Source organism: Plebeiibacterium sediminum (assembly GCF_026013605.1).
GTDB lineage: Bacteria > Bacteroidota > Bacteroidia > Bacteroidales > Marinilabiliaceae > Saccharicrinis > Saccharicrinis sediminus.
Window position 1 is genome coordinate 1 of record NZ_JAPDPJ010000036.1, and the last position, 20,006, is coordinate 20,006.

Consider the following 20,006-nt stretch of genomic DNA (forward strand, 5'->3'; position numbering starts at 1 on the left):
GTTCCACCTCTTCCCATTCCGAACAGAGAAGTTAAGCCCATTAGCGCCGATGGTACTGCATATTGTGGGAGAGTAGGTCGCCGCTGATTTTAAAGCAAGAGCAATTGAACAAGTTTCAGTTGCTCTTTTTGCGTTTATACACTTTATGTTGAAAGTATTATTTATAATATCTGTTTAAATCTATTTCAGGGTGTATTTCATATTGTGGATGTTCCATTTTATTTATGAGCTGATTTGCTACCCAGGAGGAAAGAAGAATACCTTTTGAACCAAGTCCGTTCATAATACCTAAACAAGGATTGTCTTTCAGAAATCCAATAACAGGTCTTCTGTCATTTGTTGTTGGTCTAACACCTGCCTGATGGTCTTCTATGATATAATTGAAATCTGCTATTTTATTTAGTTTTTCAGTAATTTCCTGTTTTGCATTCTCCGATGGTTGAGAATCATTAAAATCCCAACGAAAAGTTGAACCTGTTTTAAATTTGTTGTTCTGAATTGGTAATATGAAAATATTTTTAGAAACAATGTGATCGTTACTATATTCATCACTTTTTATTGTAAGTACATCCCCTAAGGTATTTTTAAATTTTACTTGTTTAAATACATTGTTTTTCTCTTCAGCGCTTCCTGTACAAAGAATTACTTTATCATAATTGTTACCTTTCCAATCAACCTTATGAGATGAAAATTTTAAGTCATAGGAAATATCAATATGTGCAGATATTAATTGCGAATTTTCCTTTAAATAGTTGTTATATGTACTAATTAAGGTTTGTATATCAAACCAACCTCCAACTTTTACTTTACCGTAGCCAAATGGTATTTTTAAATATTTTGAAATTGGGAAATATGCCGGTTCTCTATCTATATATTTTTCTAATCCATTGTCGATATATTTTTTTTGCCAAAATGAATCTTCATCTTTACCTAAAACTCTAAATATTGTTTTGGGATAAAACAGTTGTACATCTAAAAGCGTTTCTAATTCCTCACTGGTTTTAATAAACTCAGGATATAATTCATCAATCATCCATGATTTTGTAAGCCTTCTAAATACAACCGGGTTAACCATTCCTCCAGCTACAAGAGATGATTTTTTAAGAGAAGGATCATCAACAACTGTTACGTCATGTCCTTTTTGAATTAATTTAAAAGATAGTATTGTCCCCGCTAATCCTTGCCCAATAATAAGTACTTTCAATTTTCTCTATTTAAGTGATTTTACGGTACAAAAACAGAGGAAAATGAAAATTGTTTTAGCGTTTAGGTTCTACGTATTAAGATGAAAAGAGATGGGTAGCGTAATCTTATAAGGTTGAGAATTTAGGGAATAGATATTTCACTTTTGATTTTTGTATTATTCAAGTATTAAATGCTTACTTCACAGCTGTCTTCAATAAAACTTTTGTAGTCCAGAATAAATCTTCCTTTAAAACTCCCTCTAGTTAATTTTTCCTCATAACCTTCAATAACGGTGCAATTAAAATCAGCATAAACATCAATTATTCCATCAACTTCATCACTATAATAAATATAACTATCATACACGTTATTCAGGTCGGTGCCAAATACCTCACAGTTTAATTCTACACTATTAGGTGAAATAATACCTTTTAGTTTTTCATTAATTATTTGTTTGATATCATATTCAATATATTCCATGCTGAGTTTTCTTTTTTTGTAAGAGAACAAAAATAAAGATTTGAGGTTAAAAAGGAATATTTTGATAATTAATTAGGTATAAAATGAAGTAAACCTGTTATTAATCAATTTATATAAAAGTATTAAATTTTAATTTTGATGTTAATTTATTAGGGGTGACTTTGTTATAAGGTTGAAATTAGAAGTATTATATCAAAATATTAATAAGTATGTTTAAACAATTACTAACATTAGGGCTTGTGATTATTGTGTCATCATTGAATGCGCAAAACAATCAGGACAAAGCCAAAATTCAGGTTATCGAAAAGGGAAAAGGCTATTATTATGAATCTATTTTAAAGGATGTAAATGCAGTAAATGATTCATTGGATAACCAAGATCAGGATTCATACAAGCGTTTTATTATGGATCAGTCTAATATGGATTTACCCAATGATCCATCTTTGTATACTGCAGCTTGGTGTCAGCCTCTCGAATCACAAGGCAATACTGGTACTTGCTGGTGTTTTTCAACTACCTCTTTTTATGAAACAGAAGTATTTCGTTTAACAGGTAAGAAAGTTGAAATTTCTGAATTATATACAGTTTACTGGGAATATGTAGAAAAAGCTCGTCGTTTTATAGAAAAGCGAGGTGACTCAAATTTTGATGAAGGTTCTGAAGGAAATGCTGTAGCTCGAATTATGAAAGAATATGGGGCTGTTCCTAAAGAATTGTACACCGGGTTAATTGATAATAGAAAATTTCATACTCATGCAAAAATGTTTGAGGAAATGAAAAGCTTTTTATCATCATTAAAAGAAAGTAATACATGGAATGTAGATTTTGGTTTAGAAACCATTAAATCAATTATGAACCATTATATTGGTGTACCTCCAACTTCATTTAAAGTTGAAGGTGAAGCTTTTACTCCTCAAAGCTATTTAGCTGATTATTTAAAGCTTAATCCTGATGACTATGTAGAAATTCTATCATATAAACAGGAACCTTATTGGCAGTTAGTTGAGTATAAAGTACCTGATAACTGGTGGCATAGTAAAGAATATTACAATATTCCATTGGATGATTTTATGAAAGCAATTAAAACAGCAGTTAAAAAGGGATATACATTAAGCATTGGAGGTGATGTGTCAGAAACAGGTTTTAGTCGAGAAACCAATTGTGCTATTATTCCAGATTATGATATTCCATCTGCATATATAAATGAAGATGCCCGTCAGTTTAGATTTTCAAATGAAACAACGACTGATGATCACGGAATGCATTTAGTAGGTTATTTAGAAAATTATAAAGGAACAGGAAAAGATTGGTATTTAATAAAAGATTCCAGTTCTGGGTCTAGAAATATTGGTCAAAATGATGCACGATTTGGATATTATTTTTTCCATGAGGACTATATTAAATTAAAGATGATGGGTTTTACAATTCATAAAGACGCCGTAAAAGACATTCTGAAGAAGTTTAAATAATAAAAAAAGGAGCTATCGTTATAATAAACAATAGCTCCTTCTTTTTTTGAGGAATATATTTTAATTTGCCAGTTGTAAATTTTTAATGTTATCCTCAAAAGCTGATAAAGCAGCCTTGGATCCTTCACCCATTGCAACTACAATTTGTTTATAAGGAACCACCGAAACATCTCCGGCAGCATATATACCGGCAGTATTAGTCCGGCAAGCAGCATCAATTTCAATTTCTCCCATTCTGTTGGTTTTAACAATATCTGCGAATACGTGGCTATTGGGTTTTAATCCTATTTGCACAAATACTCCATCCACATCCAGAAATTTTTCTTCCTCAGTATTTCGTTTTTTATATTTAATTCCGGTTACTTTTTGTCCGTCACCTTCGATATGTTTGGTTTCAATACCTGTAAGAATTTTTACATTAGATAATGATTTTAACTTATCCTGAAGCACCTGGTCTCCTTTTAGTTCGTCCATAAATTCAAATACAGTAACTTCCGAAGCAATGGATGATAAATCTATGGCAGCTTCCAGGCCTGAGTTTCCTCCACCTATAACTACTACTTTTTTATTTTTATAGAAAGGACCATCACAATGTGTACAAAAAGCAACTCCGGATCCTATATACTGATCTTCGCCTGGTACACCCAGTTTTCTCCAACTTGCACCTGTTGCAATAATCATTGCAGGTGTTGTGATTACTTCGCCTAACGATGTTTTTAATTGTTTATAACCATCAATGATTTCAACTTCTTCAACCAATCGATTTTCCAATACATCAATGGGGTAATCTTTTAAATGGCTCATTAAATTTGCCGAGAGTTGCGAACCTGTTGTCTGAGGAATAGAAATCATATTCTCAATAGAAACAGTTTCAGTTACCTGACCACCTACTTTTTCTGCAATAATGGCTACAGAAAAACCTTTGCGGGCAGAATATACTGCGGCAGAAACTCCCGCGGGACCTCCTCCAACAATGGCTACGTCATATTTTTTATGTATAGTAAGCGGTTCTGCATTTTCATCGGAACCTACTAGTTTCTCAAGTTTATTTAATAATTCTCCTAATGAAGATCTGCCAACATGCAATTGCTCACCATTGGCATAAACTGTTGGCACTGCCTGAATTTGTAATTGTTCAACTTCTTCCTGATTTATGGCACCATCAATAATTTGATGCGAAATATTTGGATTGATAAGTGACATTACATTTAAAGACTGAACTACTTCAGGACAGTTTGTACATGTTAAAGAAATATAGCTTTTAAGTTCAATCTTTCCATTTAAGTTTTCAATTCTTTTAGCAATAACTTCATCAGGTAAATTCTTACCTATGCCATCTGCATTTAAAATAGCAGCCAAAAGTGAAGAAAATTCATGTCCTGTAGGAATTGCTCTGAAAATGATATTTAAAGGCTTGTCTTCTTTAAAAATTCTGAAAGATAAGTCATCGCCATCATTAACTTGAGTGGTAATTTTATCGGAACACGATGCAACTTCATCTAATAACTCAATCAATTCTTTTTTTTGAGAATGATTTTCATCTGCGTTTACTTGCAAAGTAAAATTACTTTTAAGATTACCAAAAACGGTTTTCAATTGATCTTTTATAGCTTGTTCTAACATGTCTTTAAATTTTAATGGGAGAGGAAAGCCTCTCCCTAAGTTTATTAGTGCATTTTCTTGTGGTGATTAAATTACACCAACAAGATCAATACTAGGTTTTAGTGTTTCAGCACCTTCTTTCCATTTAGCAGGACATACTTCTGAAGGGTGTGCAGCTACAAACTGAAGTGCTTTAAGTTTTCTCAATAACTCATCTGCATTTCTACCTACATTACCAGCAACTACTTCGTATGAAACAATCTCTCCCTCAGGACTTACAATGAATGTTCCTCTTTCGGCCATACCATCTTCTTCAATCATTACTTCAAAACCTCTCGAAAGAACACCTGTAGGATCTGCTAACATTGGGTATTTAATTTTTTTGATGGTATCACTTGCATCATGCCATGCTTTGTGTACAAAATGAGAGTCTGTTGAAACAGAGTAAATTTCTGCTCCGGTAGCTTTAAATTCATCATATGAATTTGCTAAATCTTCCAACTCAGTTGGGCATACAAAGGTGAAATCTGCAGGATAGAAAAAGTATACTGCCCATTTTCCTAATGTATCTTCTTTTGATACAGTTTCAAAATTATTATTTGCGTAAGCCTGTACTTTAAAGTCTACTACTTGTTTTCCAATCTGTGACATAGTCTTAAATTTTTTATTTGTTAAACATTTTCTTATTGTTTCTGAAACAAATGTAGAGCCCTTTGCAGTATAAATCAAACAGATATTATCTATATTTGTATAAGTAATATTTATATACTATGACTATTCAGCAGTTAGAATACATTGTGGCCTTAAATAAATACAGGCATTTTGTTACAGCATCAAAAGAATGTGGCGTAACTCAACCCACATTAAGTATGATGATTCAGAAATTGGAAAACGAATTAGATGTTTCTATTTTTGACAGAAGTAAGCATCCGGTAGAACCTACAGAAGTTGGTTTAAGGATAATAAATCAGGCAGAGGCTACCTTAAGAGAGTTGAAAAAGGTTAAGCAGGTAGTTATTGATGAAACAGAATCATTGTCGGGACCTTTAAATATAGGTGTTATACCCACACTTTCTCCATATTTGATTCCTCAGTTTATAAAGGAATTTAAGACAAATTATCCTGAAATTCAGTTAACTATTTCAGAGATGAATACAGAAACTTTAATTCAGGCTTTGAAACGAGAGAGTGTTGATATGTTTATTGCAGCTACGCCTTTAGAAGAAGAGGAGTTTTTTGAAATTCCACTGTACTACGAAAAGTTTTTAGCTTATTTTTCTAAAGACCATCCATTAAGGGACATTCCTTTATCTGCAACAAATTTACCCCAGGAAAATCTATGGATATTAGAAGAAGGTCACTGTTTAAGAGATCAGATTTTTAATTTTTGTCAGCGCTCACTACCATATAATCATACGTTTGAGGCAGGAAGTATTGATACATTAGTTAGAATTGTAGATATGAATGGAGGATATTCTGTAATTCCGGAACTGCACATGGATTTTTTAAGAGAAGAACAGCAAATAAATGTTCGGGAGATTAATGATCCACCTGCAATAAGAGAAATTTCGATAGTGATTAAAAATAATTTTATTAAGGAAAAGATGATTAATGCAGTTGCTGATAGCATAAAATCAATTATTCCTAATCATATGCTGGATGAGCGATTGAAGAAGTTTTCAATTAAATTATTGTAGTACTAATTAATTTGAATATGTATATGGTCATCATGTCGAACTGAACGACATCCTTGAAATCGAACCCGGGTATCTTTTATTCCCATTCGATTTTTGAGGTGTGGTTCAATAAATATTTTACTGATTGTTTTCTCTTTTAAAAGGGCTAACAGCAGTTGTTTGGTTCCTTTTTCAGAGAACTTTAAATTAGAATTTATTCTCCCTAATGTCAGATATTTTGGGAAATCATATTGTAAATACCCCTGCTCAAAACATCTTTGAGTTTGGTTAAATTCGTTATTTAAGGCATTTTCGAAAACACCATATCCGCTAATGGACTTACTTTTATTAATAATTATACCATCCTGATTTTCGTAAACTAAACTTAAATCAATCTTTTTTCCATCATTATGGCTAAGGTGTGGAAGAAGAGGGAAACCATTAATGAATGGAAAACAGGCATCAAGATATCTGATTTGAATGGAACTGTTTTGATATTTTAACTCATAAGCAGCACTTCTCAATAATTTATTGACTTCTGGTAATACATAATTTCTATTTAAAATGACAGATATATAATTTGCTGGTTTAATAGATGATGATTGTATGACTTTTTCTCTGCCTGAAATTTTAGCAATTTTGGGTACAAGTAAAAAGGTAGCAGTGCTATATAATATGATGAAAACCAACAATGTTTTAAATGGTAATTTATATTTTATTGTTTTCGAAAGTAGCAGTGTTATAACAAGTATAATACCTCCAATTTGTGTAAGTACAGTTAAAATAACAAATAGTAATACCAATAGTATATAGAAAAGTAATTTGTAAACTGTTTTCATTGGTTAGAGTATTTTTGATGCTTTTATACTGAATTAAAAAGATTGGTAATTCATATTGCGATTACTCTTAAGTTTGGCTAAAACAGTTTGCATGGCTTTTAATAAATAATAGCGTCTTTCTTCCTTTAAGCCTATTCCAAAGCACACTCTTCTTTTTCCCTCAAGGCATAATTTTATATTTTGTCTGCCGTTGGTTCTAATGTTACTTGTAGTTTCTCTAATGGTTGAAACTTCATCCCAAGTAAATGTTTTTGTAAAACCAATATTGCCAATTCCTGTAAAAATTTTACCTCCCTGTTTATTTAATTTAAGTTCAACCTTTCCTGCTATAGCCATTGCAGTTATGCTCCAAAAAAATATTGAACCAAGTAAAAAAGGTATTCCAAATAACGACATACCGATATTTAATTCTCCTGATGCAATTTGAGAACCGTAAATACCACCTAAAGAACCGCCCGACCAGACAAGCATAAATGGAACTAAGAAGAATGCGATAGGTGATTTTGTAGAAGCTCCAAGAATAATGATGTCAAAATCTTTTTGAAACCAAGTTCCTTTTGGTGTATCTCGAACATCAAAATCATCGTTTACAACCTGAATATGTTCAGATATTTTAAATATATGATCACAATTAATGCATTGAGCAATATCTGTTTGAATGTTGATGTTTTCTTTAAGAATAACAGAACCACATTTCGGACAATCCATATTTTTAGCGTTTAATAGTTTGTGAGTAAAAATAGTAGAATATTATTTAGATGATTACAATTCAAGAAGTTCTTGTATTTCATTCATATGAAGCAATAAATGTTCTGGATATCCTTCTATCATTTGTTTTAGCGTTGTAGTTTCACCTTCAAAATTTTTCCAGGTATTATTTAGTTTTTTAATATCTACAGCATCAATCATCTGTATAATATGTAAATTATAATATTTCCATAGTTGAATGAGGTTAAACCAATCGGCTTTTTCATATTGCTGCAATTGAATCCATAAATCATTATCCTGTTGATAATCCGGAAAAACCAACTCTTTGGAGTACTGCAATCTTACCATACGTTGATGGTTGTTAGAAGCAGAATCTATCAAGTGACCTAAAATTTGTTTTATATTTCGGTGTTGTTTATTCCGGTTTTGAGTAATTTGGATATCATTTAATTCAAGTAGTGTTTTTTCCCAATGACTAAGGCATTTGTTTATCGTAGTCTTGACTGAAGTAAAATCAGGTTGAGTATTCATAAAGATAGATTTTATTGTTGAAGTATATTCTTTTTCCATTGATTTCTTCGGATTGAGTATATCATTTCATCATGATAAACACCTTTTTTAAATATTGTTTTCTCAAAGGAGGCTTCCAAAACAAAATGGTTTTTTAACAATACTTTTTGTGAGACTATATTATTTCCAAATACTGCTGCATATATACGGTTTATATTATATTTTCTAAAAGCATAATCAACAATCCGTTTAATGGCTTTAGATGCAATTCCCTTACCCCAATATGGTTCGGCCAACCAATAACCAATCTCTGCATTTTTACAATAAATGTCACTTTGGGGCATAATTCCAATACTGCCAATAGCTTCTCCGTATACCTCAATGGCGAAGATACTGTCACTTTCATCATTCATAACGGAGTCAATAAATATTTTAGCGTCATTTTCCGAATAGGGGTGTGGATATCTGTTACTCAGGTTTTGAGCTATATTCCAATTATTTGCATGAGCCGCAACAGCCGGAGCATCAGGAATTTTCCATGGACGAATTTTAAATTCTATTTGTGCGTACAGTGTAGTCATAATTGGTTAAAGATGGAGTAAATAATTGCAGTCATTATTTGTCTTTTTTTAAGTAACCCAGATCAATTAAAAATTGATTCATATCGGTTAATGTGTGATTGTAATTTGAAGTATGCTTGTAATTAAAGAATCCGTGTTTCTGATCTTTATAAAATTTTATTTGACAAATGCTTCCAACACTATCCATCTTTGTTTTATAATTTTCTATAGTCTTTACTGGAATGAGTTGATCTTTTGTTCCGATTAGAATAATTGTGGGAGGAGCTCTTTTAACAATATTGTGCATTGGCGAAAAATGCTTGTATTCATCACCAATTCTTTCAAAGCCATATCCTTCAGGGCCATTATCTATTACCGGGTTAAACAATATGAGGGCATTAGGTTTTGGACTAATATTTATATTATCCGATATTGAATTATAGCTATTGATTAATGCAGTAGCTGCTGCAAGATGACCTCCAGCAGATCCTCCACAGGCTATAATTTTTGAAGTGTCAATTCTGAGCTTTTGGCCTTGTTGTTTTATGTATCGCATGGCCGATTTTGCATCCTCTACAGCATCAAATGGTGTGGATCGATGTCGTTGTTCAACCCGGTAATCTACTAAAATTGTAACAAAACCTTTCTGTTTATAGTATTCTGCATGAGGAGCAAACTGATTAATTGAACCATATTTCCAACCTCCACCGTAAAAGAAAACAATTGCCGGCTTCTTTTTACATTTATGTTTCTTGGGGAAGAATATCTCCAGATGTAATTGAGTTGATTCAATGGTTTTGTATATAGCTGTCTGATCAGGTCTATATTTATTATCTTCATCTTTAGGTAATAAGGTAAAAGAAGATAATGTTAATAAACAAAAAAGTACAGAAAGGATCTTATACATTGACGGAATAGTTAGCTTAAATATATTCCCAAAGTACTTACAATTTAGTATGATTGCAAACTACTTTTTGCTTTTTACAACAGCTAAAACTACTCCCATTAGTGCCATTACTGCACCAATTATAGTTAAAAATGAAAATGTTTCAGGACTAATCCATGAAACATGGTAATAACTTAAGAATATCATGGCGCCGAAAGTGATCAAAGGATTTAGTGTAACAATAACACTAACTTTGTTTGCTTCGGTGTATTTAAATGCAAGTGCCAAAGAACCATAGGCCAGCAAAGTGTTTAAACCCAGGTAAGCCATGAGTAACCATTGGCTTATCGTTAAATTAGCAAAAGCATTAAATTCAGCTACCGGAGTTAGTAATAAAGCCGGAACACCAAATATAATCAGGTTTAGTTGTAATGGATCAAAGTCGTTAACTACCTTCTTTTGAAAAATAGCATATAACACCCATGTTAGTGCACCAAAAATCAGAACTAATACGCCTATTTTAAACAGTTGTATATCCTCATTCAGACTAATCATCGACATTTTATCTTTATAAAATACCAGCATTCCAATAATCACCACAATTAAGCCGGTAATTTGTCGCAGACTCATTTTTTCTTTAAAAAGGAAAATGGAAGAAAACGCTAAAACGGCAGGACCAACTTGCGCAAATACCTGCGCAATTGTAGGAGTTGTCATTTGTACTCCTGAAATAAAACCTACATAATTACATCCTAAAAACACTCCGGCTAAAATGGCAAACAGGGGAGGTCGTTTTATAATTGAAAGCTTTTCTTTTTGTTTGAAAGCATAAAACAGAACCATTGTTGCAAAGGCTAGTGCAAACCTAAACCAAGTAACAGTTATTGGAGGAACTATATTAACAGCAACTTTTAAACCAATAGCCAGAAAGCCCCATAAAAAGGCAGTGAAAATAGCGTAATATATTCCTTTGTTCATATTGTGCAAATTATCTGGTAAAGGTAAAGTGTATCTGTAATAAATACTCTTAAATAAACTTTTTTATTGTTTAATAAATTTGAAACTATTCAACTACTCATTCCATTAATAAGGAAGAGTTGTTGAATAGTTTGCCAGAAATTTAATAGTAAAGAAAGAAGTTAAATTCTATGGAAATATCTTTTTACTGGTCTATAATTATGTATTTGATCCAATTGAATACGTGTGTCTGTATTTGCTAAAACATATTCTTTACATTGATCAGAACAAGTGTGCTCATATTTTTCAGCACAGCTAGTACATTGAATAAACAATAAATTGCAGCGAATGTTTTTACAATTTGTATGTGTATCACAAAGTTCACCACATTGATGGCACCGACTAATTACATCTTCACTGATTCTTTCACTTAATCGATTATCAAAAACAAAGTTCTTACCCTTAAATTTATTTTCAAGTTGATTTGTTTCTTTGATTTGTTGCTTGTAATTGATGATACCTCCGTACAGCTGATTTACATCATTAAATCCATGATGCTTTAAGTAAGCACTTGTTTTTTCGCAACGTACGCCACCTGTACAATAAAGTAAAATCTTCTCATCTTTTTTATCCTTTAAAATATCAAGTACTTCAGGAAGTTCATCTGTAAAGGTTTCAGCTTTAGGAAGTATAGCTCCTTCAAAATGGCCTATTTCACTCTCATAGAAATTACGCATATCAACCACAATAGCACCTTGTTCCATTGCAGCATTCCATTCGTTGGCATCTAAATGTTTACCTACATTGGTAACATCAAATTCATCGTCATTTAGTCCATCGGCTACAATCTTATGACGAACTTTGATCTGTAATTTTAAAAATGATTTACCATCATCTTCAATGGCAATTTTAAATGGAATATCTTTTAAATAAGGATTTTTCTGAATACCTTCTACAAATTGTTCCCAGTTGTGTTCAGGAACATTCATTTGAGCATTAACGCCCTCATGGGCAATGTAAATACGCCCTAAACAATCTAAGTTTTTCCATTCGTTATATAGAGCATCTCTAACTTCATGAGCATTTTCTATAATAACATATCTGTAAAAGGATACGGTTTTACGTTTGAATGTTTCGTTGTTTAGCTTTTCCAGAAGTTGTTCAGGACTTAATCTGTTTATTAAATGAGTTTTGCCTTTATTCGGATCCATTATTATTTTTTTTCGGCAAATATAATAAAAGATAAATAAATCCGAATATCTAAAATGTGGTAATGGAGGTGTAGAAACTTAAAAGACATTGCTTTAATAAAAGAATTTATTAAAGCAATGTCTTAATTATAATAGTTTGGTAAATTTTTATGACTATTTGTGGTTTGATGTGCGATATTTATAAATTATTGATTTTAAACATCATGAAAATGAGTCTATAATCAAGGATCTAAACTCTAATGATCTATTGAATTAATATAATTATAGATTTAATTGAACGATAGATTATATTTCAATGCCAAACAAATGTTTTACAGCAAAACCAATTCCAAAAGATAGGGCAGATACGCCCAAACTGATTAATGCCATTTCAGTAAAACGTTGTTTAAAATTTAAGTCCTTGGCAATTGAGATATAGTAATTAAATCCTAAAATAATAAGAATGGCAATAGATAAAGTAATACCTAAACAAACCAGATAATTATCTAACAATAGATAGGGGAGAATAAGTAATGCAACAGTAATAATATATGCAACCCCTGTATAAAGGGATGATTTAAGCGCATCTTTTCCTTCTCCATCAGCTTTTTGAGATAAATAATCAGATGCAGCCATCGAAAAGGATGCCGCAATACCCGTAATTAGTCCAGCCATGGCTATAATTTTTGAGTTTTGCATAGCTAAAGAAAAACCAGCCAAACTACCTGTTAATTCTACCAGGGCATCATTTAAACCAAGTACAATAGAACCAACATATTTCAGTCTTTCTTCATTGATTAAATCAATCAGTTGTTTTTCATGTTCTTCTTCGTGTTCAATAATTCTTTTAAAGTCAGGAATGGTTTCTACATATTGTAAATATCCAGCTTGGGCTTTTTCCTCTCTTCGTTCAAGTAGCTTTACGCCAAAGGTAATTCCAAATATTCGTGCGATTATAAAGAACCACCAAATCTTAAATTTATTAGGAGCAATGTCTTTCCCGCTGTACCTTTTAAGCAATTCGTAATGCAATTTTTCATCATGAGCAATTTTACTCAGAACCTTTGCATTTTCGGGGTTCTTAATTACTTTGGATAGTCGTAGATAAGTCAGGTGGCCATTTATTTCGTCTTTTTGAAAACGTTCAATTGCTTTTTGTTGCTTGGGTGATAATGATATTGACTTCATTTATTTTTATTTATTGAAAAGATCTGTCGTTAAGGAATTTTTATTGTTTGTGATTTAAAGCTTCATTTACCAGATGGTTGTTTATTCCATTTTCAACATAAACAGCATGAACACCAAGAGAACCAACCTCGCTGATGTTTCTCATTTCGTCGTCAAAAAATATCATGTCTGAATATTTAAAACCACGGGCTTTTTGCAATCTTGAAAAATGAAGGATTTTGCTTCCTGGATATATTTCCTGAAGTTCAAAAAAGTGTTCTATTTCAAGCAAATTTAATAATTGTCTGGCCCAGGATGGTGCACTGGTCCTTGAAGCAAGAGCCATTTCAATCTTTTGATCCTTCAATTTATTTAAGATGTCTAATACATCCGGATATAATTTAATTTTACTTCCGGAAGCATCAACTACATGATTATTCACCTTTTTATAAGGTGGATTTGTACAATCACACCAGGTTCCTCCTGCGTCCCACAAAGTAAAGTCTAGATCAAAAACAACTAACTTCTTCATATTAAAATAGGATTTTGAGCCTCAAAATTAAATAAATTAAGACAAAATCATCCTTTATATAGAAGTTAGATCATCGCAATTTTTGTTTTCTGCCATTTTAGGGCATTGTAATAAAGCATCTACATTTATCCCTTTAATTAAATCAGTAGCTAATGAGCTGTCGAATCCGCAACCAAATTTCTCACCGTACTGAATCAATGGACGTTTAATTAAAAATGGATCTTTTATCATTGCTTCAAATGCAGATTGTTCATCAAAATCATGAATAGAAACTTCACCATTTTTTATCCGAGGCGCACTCATATTAAACCTTTCTTTTAATGGGCGATCCTTCATGAAAGTTTCCAGTTTTTCTGCAGTCCATTTATATGTTAGAATGTTTTCAGCAATTACAGTATAACCTTTTTCTGCTAAAATTCTCTTCTGTTTGGTATTATTAATACAACCCGGTTTTTCGTAAAAATGAATTTCCATAATATTTTTTAATAGGAGATAAAACAATGGTTGATCCATTTTTGTTATATGTTTTATTAATAATGATTTAGATATGCATGTTTATACAAAAAAGTAGGATTGTGATATTTGAAATTACTTTATTGTTGTTTAAATTATTACGCTTATTTCCCCAATTTAGATTAGAGGAGAAAATGTAAGTAATTATTGTGTTTATGCTTACAACTATTAATTAAGATTTCTTTTTTTAAAAGATTTTCTAAATTTGTCCGGTGAGAGGGGAAAATAAAAATGAATATTAAAAATGAACAAATATTAAAGGGAGTAAATGAAAAGGATAAACAATCCTGGCAATTCCTGTTTGATCATTATTACCCCTCACTATGTTCCTATGTTGAGCGTTTTTTAAAAGATACAGAAATGGCTCAGGATGTTGTTCAGGAAGTTTTTATTGGACTTTGGAAATCGCAACAACAATTTGATGATGTTAAAAATCTCACCTACTACTTATATAAAAGTTGCTATCACAGATCACTAAATCATATTCGTAATCAAAAAGCACGCGATAATAAATTAGAGTCTATCGACGATAAGAATGCGTTTGAAAGTGAGGAAGTGTATGAAGAAACATTAAAGGAGGAGATTGTACGGTTACTTTATCATCATATTAATAAATTACCTACACAGCAAAAAGAGGTATTGCTTCTTAGGTTAAAGGGATATGGATGGACAGAAATAGCCGAAGAGCTGGATATTAGTATTAATACAATTAAAACTTATCGACAAAGGGCATTTAAAAGTCTAAGCGCTCAAATGAATGTGTCGGAACTATTTGTTGCTATACTATTCTTTTCGGTTCAAATGTTCTCAAATCATTAGCAAATAGCTCTTTGGTATTCTTCTTATTACTTGCTTATAGTAATACACTATCACTACTTTTTTTCTTGCTTTTTTAATTAAGGTATTATTATTATAAACATATAGATTATAAAAAAGGCCCTGTTAATTTTAGTTACAGTCTGCTAAAAATGTATCAAATAAAGTTACTGTTTGTTGTTAAAAATAAGGGTCAACTAAAAAAAAAGTAATTTTTTTTTATTCAAATGACACCCTTTTAATTTTTGAGGGTGTCTTAATAGAAAACACAGGCATGAAATGAGCCATGAATGTACTTTTTTCGTAATGGAGAATAACAAAAATGGTAAGTTTTATAGAGCAATTAAAGAAATTTTAGATTAGACATATGAAGAATAGTCAGAAGCTACATAAAGAGACTCGAAAAATTGGTGAAACAATTATTAATTCATTAGAAAAGGATAATAATGCCGATTTGGGATTGAAGAATAAGCAACTGGAAAATGTGTTTAATTATTTTTTGAGTAATAACAATTTGGTGAATCATATAAATAAATACAAAAAGTATTCATCAAAAGAAGGATACGAAAGATTTTTATTAGCCATTGAAGATTTACCAGCAAATGTTAATCGTAAAAGTTTAACATTAAAATATTGGATGTATGGTGCAGCAGCATCAATTATATTAATTATAGGATTTAGTTTGTTTTTGATGCAACCAAAACAATACCAGCATCAGGCCAATATTAGCCATGGTATTTCAAAATCAACATTAATATTATCGAACGGAAAAACAATTACAGCATCGGCAGAAGATTTTACATACGAACAACAAAATATGAGTGTAAAATACCAACAAGGTACTTTCTCATATTCCAATGACGTTAGTTCGGATGAATTAGTCGAAAATACGTTGGTTGTTCCTGTTGGAGGAGAAGCTAATATGACTTTGAGTGATGGTACAAAAGTATGGGTAAATGCCGATTCATATTTGAAACATCCTGTTAGGTTTATTGGTAAAACAAGGGAAGTTACTATTAGTGGAGAAGTGTTTTTTGAAGTGGCAGAAGATAAAGAACATCCATTTATTGTGCATACAAATAATGGAGACGTAAAAGTGTTGGGTACAGGTTTTGGAATTAGTTCGTATCCTGATGAAAATGCTTATGTGACTTTAGCTCATGGTAAAATTGCTTTTAGTGATAACAGTCACGAAACAATGTACTTAGAGCCAGGCGAACAAATTAAAATTGTAGGTGATGAGTGGGAAAAAAGAGTGGTGAATGTAGATGAATATGTAGGATGGAAAGATGGAAAATTTGTTTTTAACGACAGGCGTTTGAGTGATATTATGAATACAATGGAAAGATGGTATGATGTGGATGTTGTGTTTGATTCACCAACGTTAAAAGACATTCGTTTTTCTGGAGATATCAAACGTTATGGATCGATCAATGTTTTACTTGATGCTCTTGTTTTGACACGAGAGATGGAGTATTCAATAGAAGATAGTACGATTATTTTATATCAGAAATAGCATACGAATAAAGAATATCTTAATCTAAATATTAAATAATAAACAATTATTTTTATGGGAAACTTATGCAAAAAAAGGTGGAAAAAAACTTTGCTCTATTGTTTTTTTCTATGGTTAGGAGCCGGAGTTTTTGCAGCTCAACCAGTGCGTAGTCAGCAGGGTAATACAAATGCCAGAACCGTTTCAATAGAAACAGTTATAAGCTACGTAAAGGAAAAAACCAGTTTAAACTTCTTGTATAATTCAGACGTGCTGAAGGAGTTATCTGAAGTTAGTGTTAATTTTGAGGAGGATTCGTGGGAGTCAGTTTTAAAGCAAGCCCTTGAGCCTAATGGTTATACCTATCAGGTAAAAGATGATATTGTAGTCATTAGTCGTGAGGTAAAAGTTAATATTCCGCAAGATCCGCAAAAATTTAAACCAAGAGACATCGAAGGTACGATCAGAGACCAGGATGGAGAAACGCTTGTTGGTGCTACTGTTGGAGTAATGAAAAAAGGTGGTAGTTCAGTATATACTATTACTGATTACAATGGTCGTTTTAAAGTTCAGTTAAAAGGTGACGAAACACTTATTTTTGTTTCATTTATTGGATTTAAGGAAAGTAAGGTTGCTATTGATCCTGAGGTTTCAAACTATAACATTGTTCTAGAATCGGAGATCAATGATTTAGATGAAGTTATTGTAACAGGTATTTTTGATCGTCCTAAAGCTAGTTTTACTGGTGCTGCTACCATTATTACTAAAAAAGAGATTCAGGCATCAGGTAACAGAAACTTGTTAAGAACACTTTCTAATATCGATCCTTCGTTAGATATTCAGGAACAAAATGATTTTGGATCTGACCCTAACAACACAAACTTAAATATTCAAATCCGTGGAGCTTCTTCTATTCCTGATGTGAATCAACTTCAGCAAGAATCAAGAGGACAGTTAAATACTCCTTTGTTTATTTTAGATGGTTTTGAAGTTAGTGTGGAGAGAGTTTTGGATATGAACCAAAATGATGTGGAATCGGTAGTAGTTTTAAAAGATGCCAGTGCCACTGCAATTTATGGATCAAGAGGTTCAAATGGTGTTGTTGTAATTACATCAATGCGTGCACCTGCAGGTAAATTAAGAGTAACTTACTCAGGGGGTGTAAATTTTGAAATTCCGGATTTATCCTCTTATGATTTGTTAAATTCTCGTGAAAAGCTGGAAATTGAACAAATTGCTGGATTATATACAGATGAAGATATTGATGAGCAGTTAAGATTGAATGAATTATTTAATCAAAATAATAAAGCTGTTCAGGAAGGTGTTAATACTGATTGGTTAAATATTCCTACCAGAATTGGTGTAGGACAATATCACAGATTAGGAGTTGGCGGAGGTGACGAGCAGTTCCGTTATAACTTAAATGTTTCTTATAACAGAATTACAGGAGCCATGAAAGGTTCTAATCGTGATAACGTGAATGCCGGGCTTAATTTGCAGTATAATTACCGAAAAATTAATGTTTCTAACCGTTTAGAGTTAGGTTTCAATAAAGGAGTTAACAGCCCTTATGGTCGTTTTTCACAATATTACTATATGAACCCATATTGGCGTCCATATGATGAGAATGGTGATCCTGTTGTATCATACGAAACATTTGGACCGGATAAATATAATCCATTATATGATGCTAAGTTGGCTAGTTTTTCAACTTCTGATTATACTAACATCCGTAACCAGACTTCTATTGTTGTAAACTTTACACAAAATTTAAAATGGGATTCTAGTTTAGGTGTTACACTTCGTAAGGGAGGTACTGATAATTTTGATTCACCTCTTGCTTCAAGTAACATTATTCAAAATATTCACCCAATGTCAAGGGGTAGATATATGAAAGGCTCAAGGGATGAAAGTTCTTATCAAATCATGTCTACATTAAGCTATGGTAAAACCTTTGATAAACATTCGGTTTATGTTGGTGTGAGTGGACAGCTTTTAGAAAGTCAATCTGAATCAATGAATATTATTGTAACAGGATTTACCAACGAAAAGTTAAATGATATTTCAAATGGTATAAACTATTATGGGGAGCGTCCAAGTACATCAGAGTCTACAACTCGTAGCGTAGGTGTTACTGGTATATTAAACTATAATTATGATAACAGATATTTTCTTGATGTTTCAGGTAGGGTAGATGGAGCTTCTTCTTTTGGTGAAGAGAGTCGTTTTGCACCATTCTATTCATTAGGATTAGCTTGGGACCTTGGTCAGGAACGTTTTATCAAAGAAGGTCTACCATTCATTGATCAGGTTAAGTTTAAGTATTCTTATGGTATTACCGGTTCATTAAACTTTTCTGCTTATCAGGCATTAACTACCTATAATTACGATACAGATCAACAATATACCAACATTACTGGTATGACTGTTGCTGCCATTGGAAACAGTAATTTGAAATGGCAAAATAAGAAAGAGCATAACTATGGTTTAGATATGCAGCTTTTAAATAATCGATTAGGTGTTACGTTTAACTATTACAGAAATACAACGGATAACTTAGTATCTCAAGCAAGTTTGCCATTTTCTAATGGATATACTTCATATACGGAGAATTTTGGAACAACCAGAAACGTTGGTTACGATGCTAATGTAAGTATTAATATACTAAGAATACCAGCAAAACAGATTTCATGGTATATTAAATTAGGTGCTTACCACAATGATAATAAGTTAGTGAAACTATCCCAGGCTATTAAAGATGCCAATGAGCTTTTTGAAGGATCTAACTATAGTGATGGAACATATTATCAGTACAGAGAGGGAGAATCAATGGAAGATATGTATGTTTTAAAATCTCCGGGAGTTGATCCTTTAACAGGACGAGTTATTTATGAGGATGCTGAAACTGGTAATATTACAACGACTTCTGCAGGAGAAATTAGAAAGATTGCAGTGGGAAGTACTTTACCAAAGATTAATGGTAGAATAGGTTCATCACTTCGTTATAAGAGTTTAATGGTTGATTTATCTTTTACTGCAAGATATGGTGCTAAAAAGTTAAATAATACGCTCTTAAGAATTGAAAACGCTTATGTTATAAATAACATGGATAGAAGAGTTTTAAATACAAGATGGCAACAACCAGGAGATATTACAGCATTTAAAAATATTAGTAGTAACGAAAATACTTATCCTAACGACAGGTTTGTATTTACTGAAAGAACGCTTGCTTTAAGTAACGTAAATATTAGTTATCAGTTACCACAAAAGTTAATTGAGCCATGGCATTTAGTACAGGCATCTATTACAGGTTCTATTGCAGATGTTTTTTACTTATCTAATATCAAAAAGGAAAGGGGAACTGATTATCCATATTCAATCAGACCAACATTAACTTTATCTGTAACCTTTTAATAATTTA

At 32.0% G+C, this 20,006-nt stretch carries 19 protein-coding genes and 1 rRNA gene; 6 read left to right on the forward strand and 14 right to left on the reverse strand.

Translation table 11 applies throughout. From position 1 onward, the window contains the following. Positions 1–89, forward strand: a 5S ribosomal RNA gene (gene rrf / locus OM075_RS14810); the annotation flags it as partial. Positions 90–157: 68 nt separating this feature from the next. Here rrf and OM075_RS14815 read toward each other — a convergent pair. Beyond that, a complete protein-coding gene (locus tag OM075_RS14815) occupies positions 158–1,204 on the reverse strand; it encodes an NAD(P)/FAD-dependent oxidoreductase (protein WP_301191310.1) in 1,047 nt (348 codons plus the stop codon). Between the two features lie 167 nt (positions 1,205–1,371). After that, positions 1,372–1,665, reverse strand: coding sequence for a hypothetical protein (locus OM075_RS14820; protein ID WP_301191311.1), 294 nt, complete (start codon positions 1,663–1,665; stop codon positions 1,372–1,374). A gap of 209 nt (positions 1,666–1,874) precedes the next feature. Here OM075_RS14820 and OM075_RS14825 point away from each other — a divergent pair, with 209 nt between their 5' ends. Further along, positions 1,875–3,134, forward strand: a complete 1,260-nt coding sequence (locus OM075_RS14825) for a C1 family peptidase (protein WP_301191312.1) — start codon at positions 1,875–1,877, stop codon at positions 3,132–3,134. A 60-nt stretch (positions 3,135–3,194) separates the two neighbouring features. On the opposite strand, the gene ahpF is transcribed toward OM075_RS14825, so the two are convergent. Both ahpF and ahpC read right to left on the reverse strand, forming a co-directional pair. Further along, positions 3,195–4,757 carry an alkyl hydroperoxide reductase subunit F gene (ahpF, locus tag OM075_RS14830; protein ID WP_301191313.1) on the reverse strand — a complete coding sequence of 521 codons (1,563 nt, stop codon included), beginning with the start codon at positions 4,755–4,757 and terminating at the stop codon, positions 3,195–3,197. Positions 4,758–4,823: 66 nt separating this feature from the next. Next, positions 4,824–5,387 carry an alkyl hydroperoxide reductase subunit C gene (ahpC, locus tag OM075_RS14835; protein WP_301191314.1) on the reverse strand — a complete coding sequence of 188 codons (564 nt, stop codon included), beginning with the start codon at positions 5,385–5,387 and terminating at the stop codon, positions 4,824–4,826. Positions 5,388–5,506: 119 nt separating this feature from the next. Here ahpC and OM075_RS14840 point away from each other — a divergent pair, with 119 nt between their 5' ends. Then, a complete protein-coding gene (locus tag OM075_RS14840; protein ID WP_301191315.1) occupies positions 5,507–6,433 on the forward strand; it encodes a hydrogen peroxide-inducible genes activator in 927 nt (308 codons plus the stop codon). Between the two features lie 2 nt (positions 6,434–6,435). On the opposite strand, the gene OM075_RS14845 is transcribed toward OM075_RS14840, so the two are convergent. The 10 genes from OM075_RS14845 to OM075_RS14890 form a co-directional block, all read right to left on the reverse strand. Next, positions 6,436–7,251: a hypothetical protein gene (locus tag OM075_RS14845; protein WP_301191316.1), complete on the reverse strand. Its 816-nt coding sequence runs from the start codon at positions 7,249–7,251 to the stop codon at positions 6,436–6,438. A gap of 33 nt (positions 7,252–7,284) precedes the next feature. Further along, a complete protein-coding gene (locus OM075_RS14850; RefSeq protein WP_301191317.1) occupies positions 7,285–7,959 on the reverse strand; it encodes a hypothetical protein in 675 nt (224 codons plus the stop codon). Positions 7,960–8,013: 54 nt separating this feature from the next. Next, positions 8,014–8,490, reverse strand: coding sequence for a hypothetical protein (locus tag OM075_RS14855; RefSeq protein ID WP_301191318.1), 477 nt, complete (start codon positions 8,488–8,490; stop codon positions 8,014–8,016). An 11-nt stretch (positions 8,491–8,501) separates the two neighbouring features. Beyond that, positions 8,502–9,050 carry a GNAT family N-acetyltransferase gene (locus tag OM075_RS14860; protein ID WP_301191319.1) on the reverse strand — a complete coding sequence of 183 codons (549 nt, stop codon included), beginning with the start codon at positions 9,048–9,050 and terminating at the stop codon, positions 8,502–8,504. 34 nt (positions 9,051–9,084) lie between these two features. Continuing rightward, on the reverse strand, positions 9,085–9,936 hold the full coding sequence (locus tag OM075_RS14865) for an alpha/beta hydrolase (protein WP_301191320.1): 852 nt from the start codon (positions 9,934–9,936) through the stop codon (positions 9,085–9,087). Positions 9,937–9,996: 60 nt separating this feature from the next. After that, positions 9,997–10,893, reverse strand: coding sequence for a DMT family transporter (locus OM075_RS14870; RefSeq protein WP_301191321.1), 897 nt, complete (start codon positions 10,891–10,893; stop codon positions 9,997–9,999). A gap of 161 nt (positions 10,894–11,054) precedes the next feature. After that, entirely contained in the window at positions 11,055–12,083 is a 1,029-nt protein-coding gene (gene trhO, locus OM075_RS14875; RefSeq protein ID WP_301191322.1) for an oxygen-dependent tRNA uridine(34) hydroxylase TrhO, read from the reverse strand. 285 nt (positions 12,084–12,368) lie between these two features. Further along, positions 12,369–13,250 (reverse strand): VIT1/CCC1 transporter family protein, encoded by an 882-nt coding sequence (locus OM075_RS14880; protein ID WP_301191323.1) that lies wholly within the window; start codon positions 13,248–13,250, stop codon positions 12,369–12,371. A gap of 40 nt (positions 13,251–13,290) precedes the next feature. Further along, positions 13,291–13,761 (reverse strand): magnesium-dependent phosphatase-1, encoded by a 471-nt coding sequence (locus OM075_RS14885; RefSeq protein ID WP_301191324.1) that lies wholly within the window; start codon positions 13,759–13,761, stop codon positions 13,291–13,293. Between the two features lie 54 nt (positions 13,762–13,815). Further along, entirely contained in the window at positions 13,816–14,235 is a 420-nt protein-coding gene (locus OM075_RS14890) for an ArsC/Spx/MgsR family protein (protein WP_301191325.1), read from the reverse strand. A 270-nt stretch (positions 14,236–14,505) separates the two neighbouring features. Between OM075_RS14890 and OM075_RS14895 the strand changes: the two genes are divergently transcribed. The 3 genes from OM075_RS14895 to OM075_RS14905 all read left to right on the forward strand — a co-directional run bounded on the left by OM075_RS14895 (position 14,506) and on the right by OM075_RS14905 (position 19,999). Further along, positions 14,506–15,093: an RNA polymerase sigma factor gene (locus OM075_RS14895; protein ID WP_301191326.1), complete on the forward strand. Its 588-nt coding sequence runs from the start codon at positions 14,506–14,508 to the stop codon at positions 15,091–15,093. A gap of 364 nt (positions 15,094–15,457) precedes the next feature. After that, the gene (locus OM075_RS14900) at positions 15,458–16,606 is read left to right on the forward strand and encodes a FecR family protein (protein WP_301191327.1); all 1,149 of its coding nucleotides are present in this window, start codon (positions 15,458–15,460) and stop codon (positions 16,604–16,606) included. A gap of 54 nt (positions 16,607–16,660) precedes the next feature. Continuing rightward, positions 16,661–19,999: a SusC/RagA family TonB-linked outer membrane protein gene (locus tag OM075_RS14905; protein WP_301191328.1), complete on the forward strand. Its 3,339-nt coding sequence runs from the start codon at positions 16,661–16,663 to the stop codon at positions 19,997–19,999. Positions 20,000–20,006 lie beyond the last annotated feature (7 nt).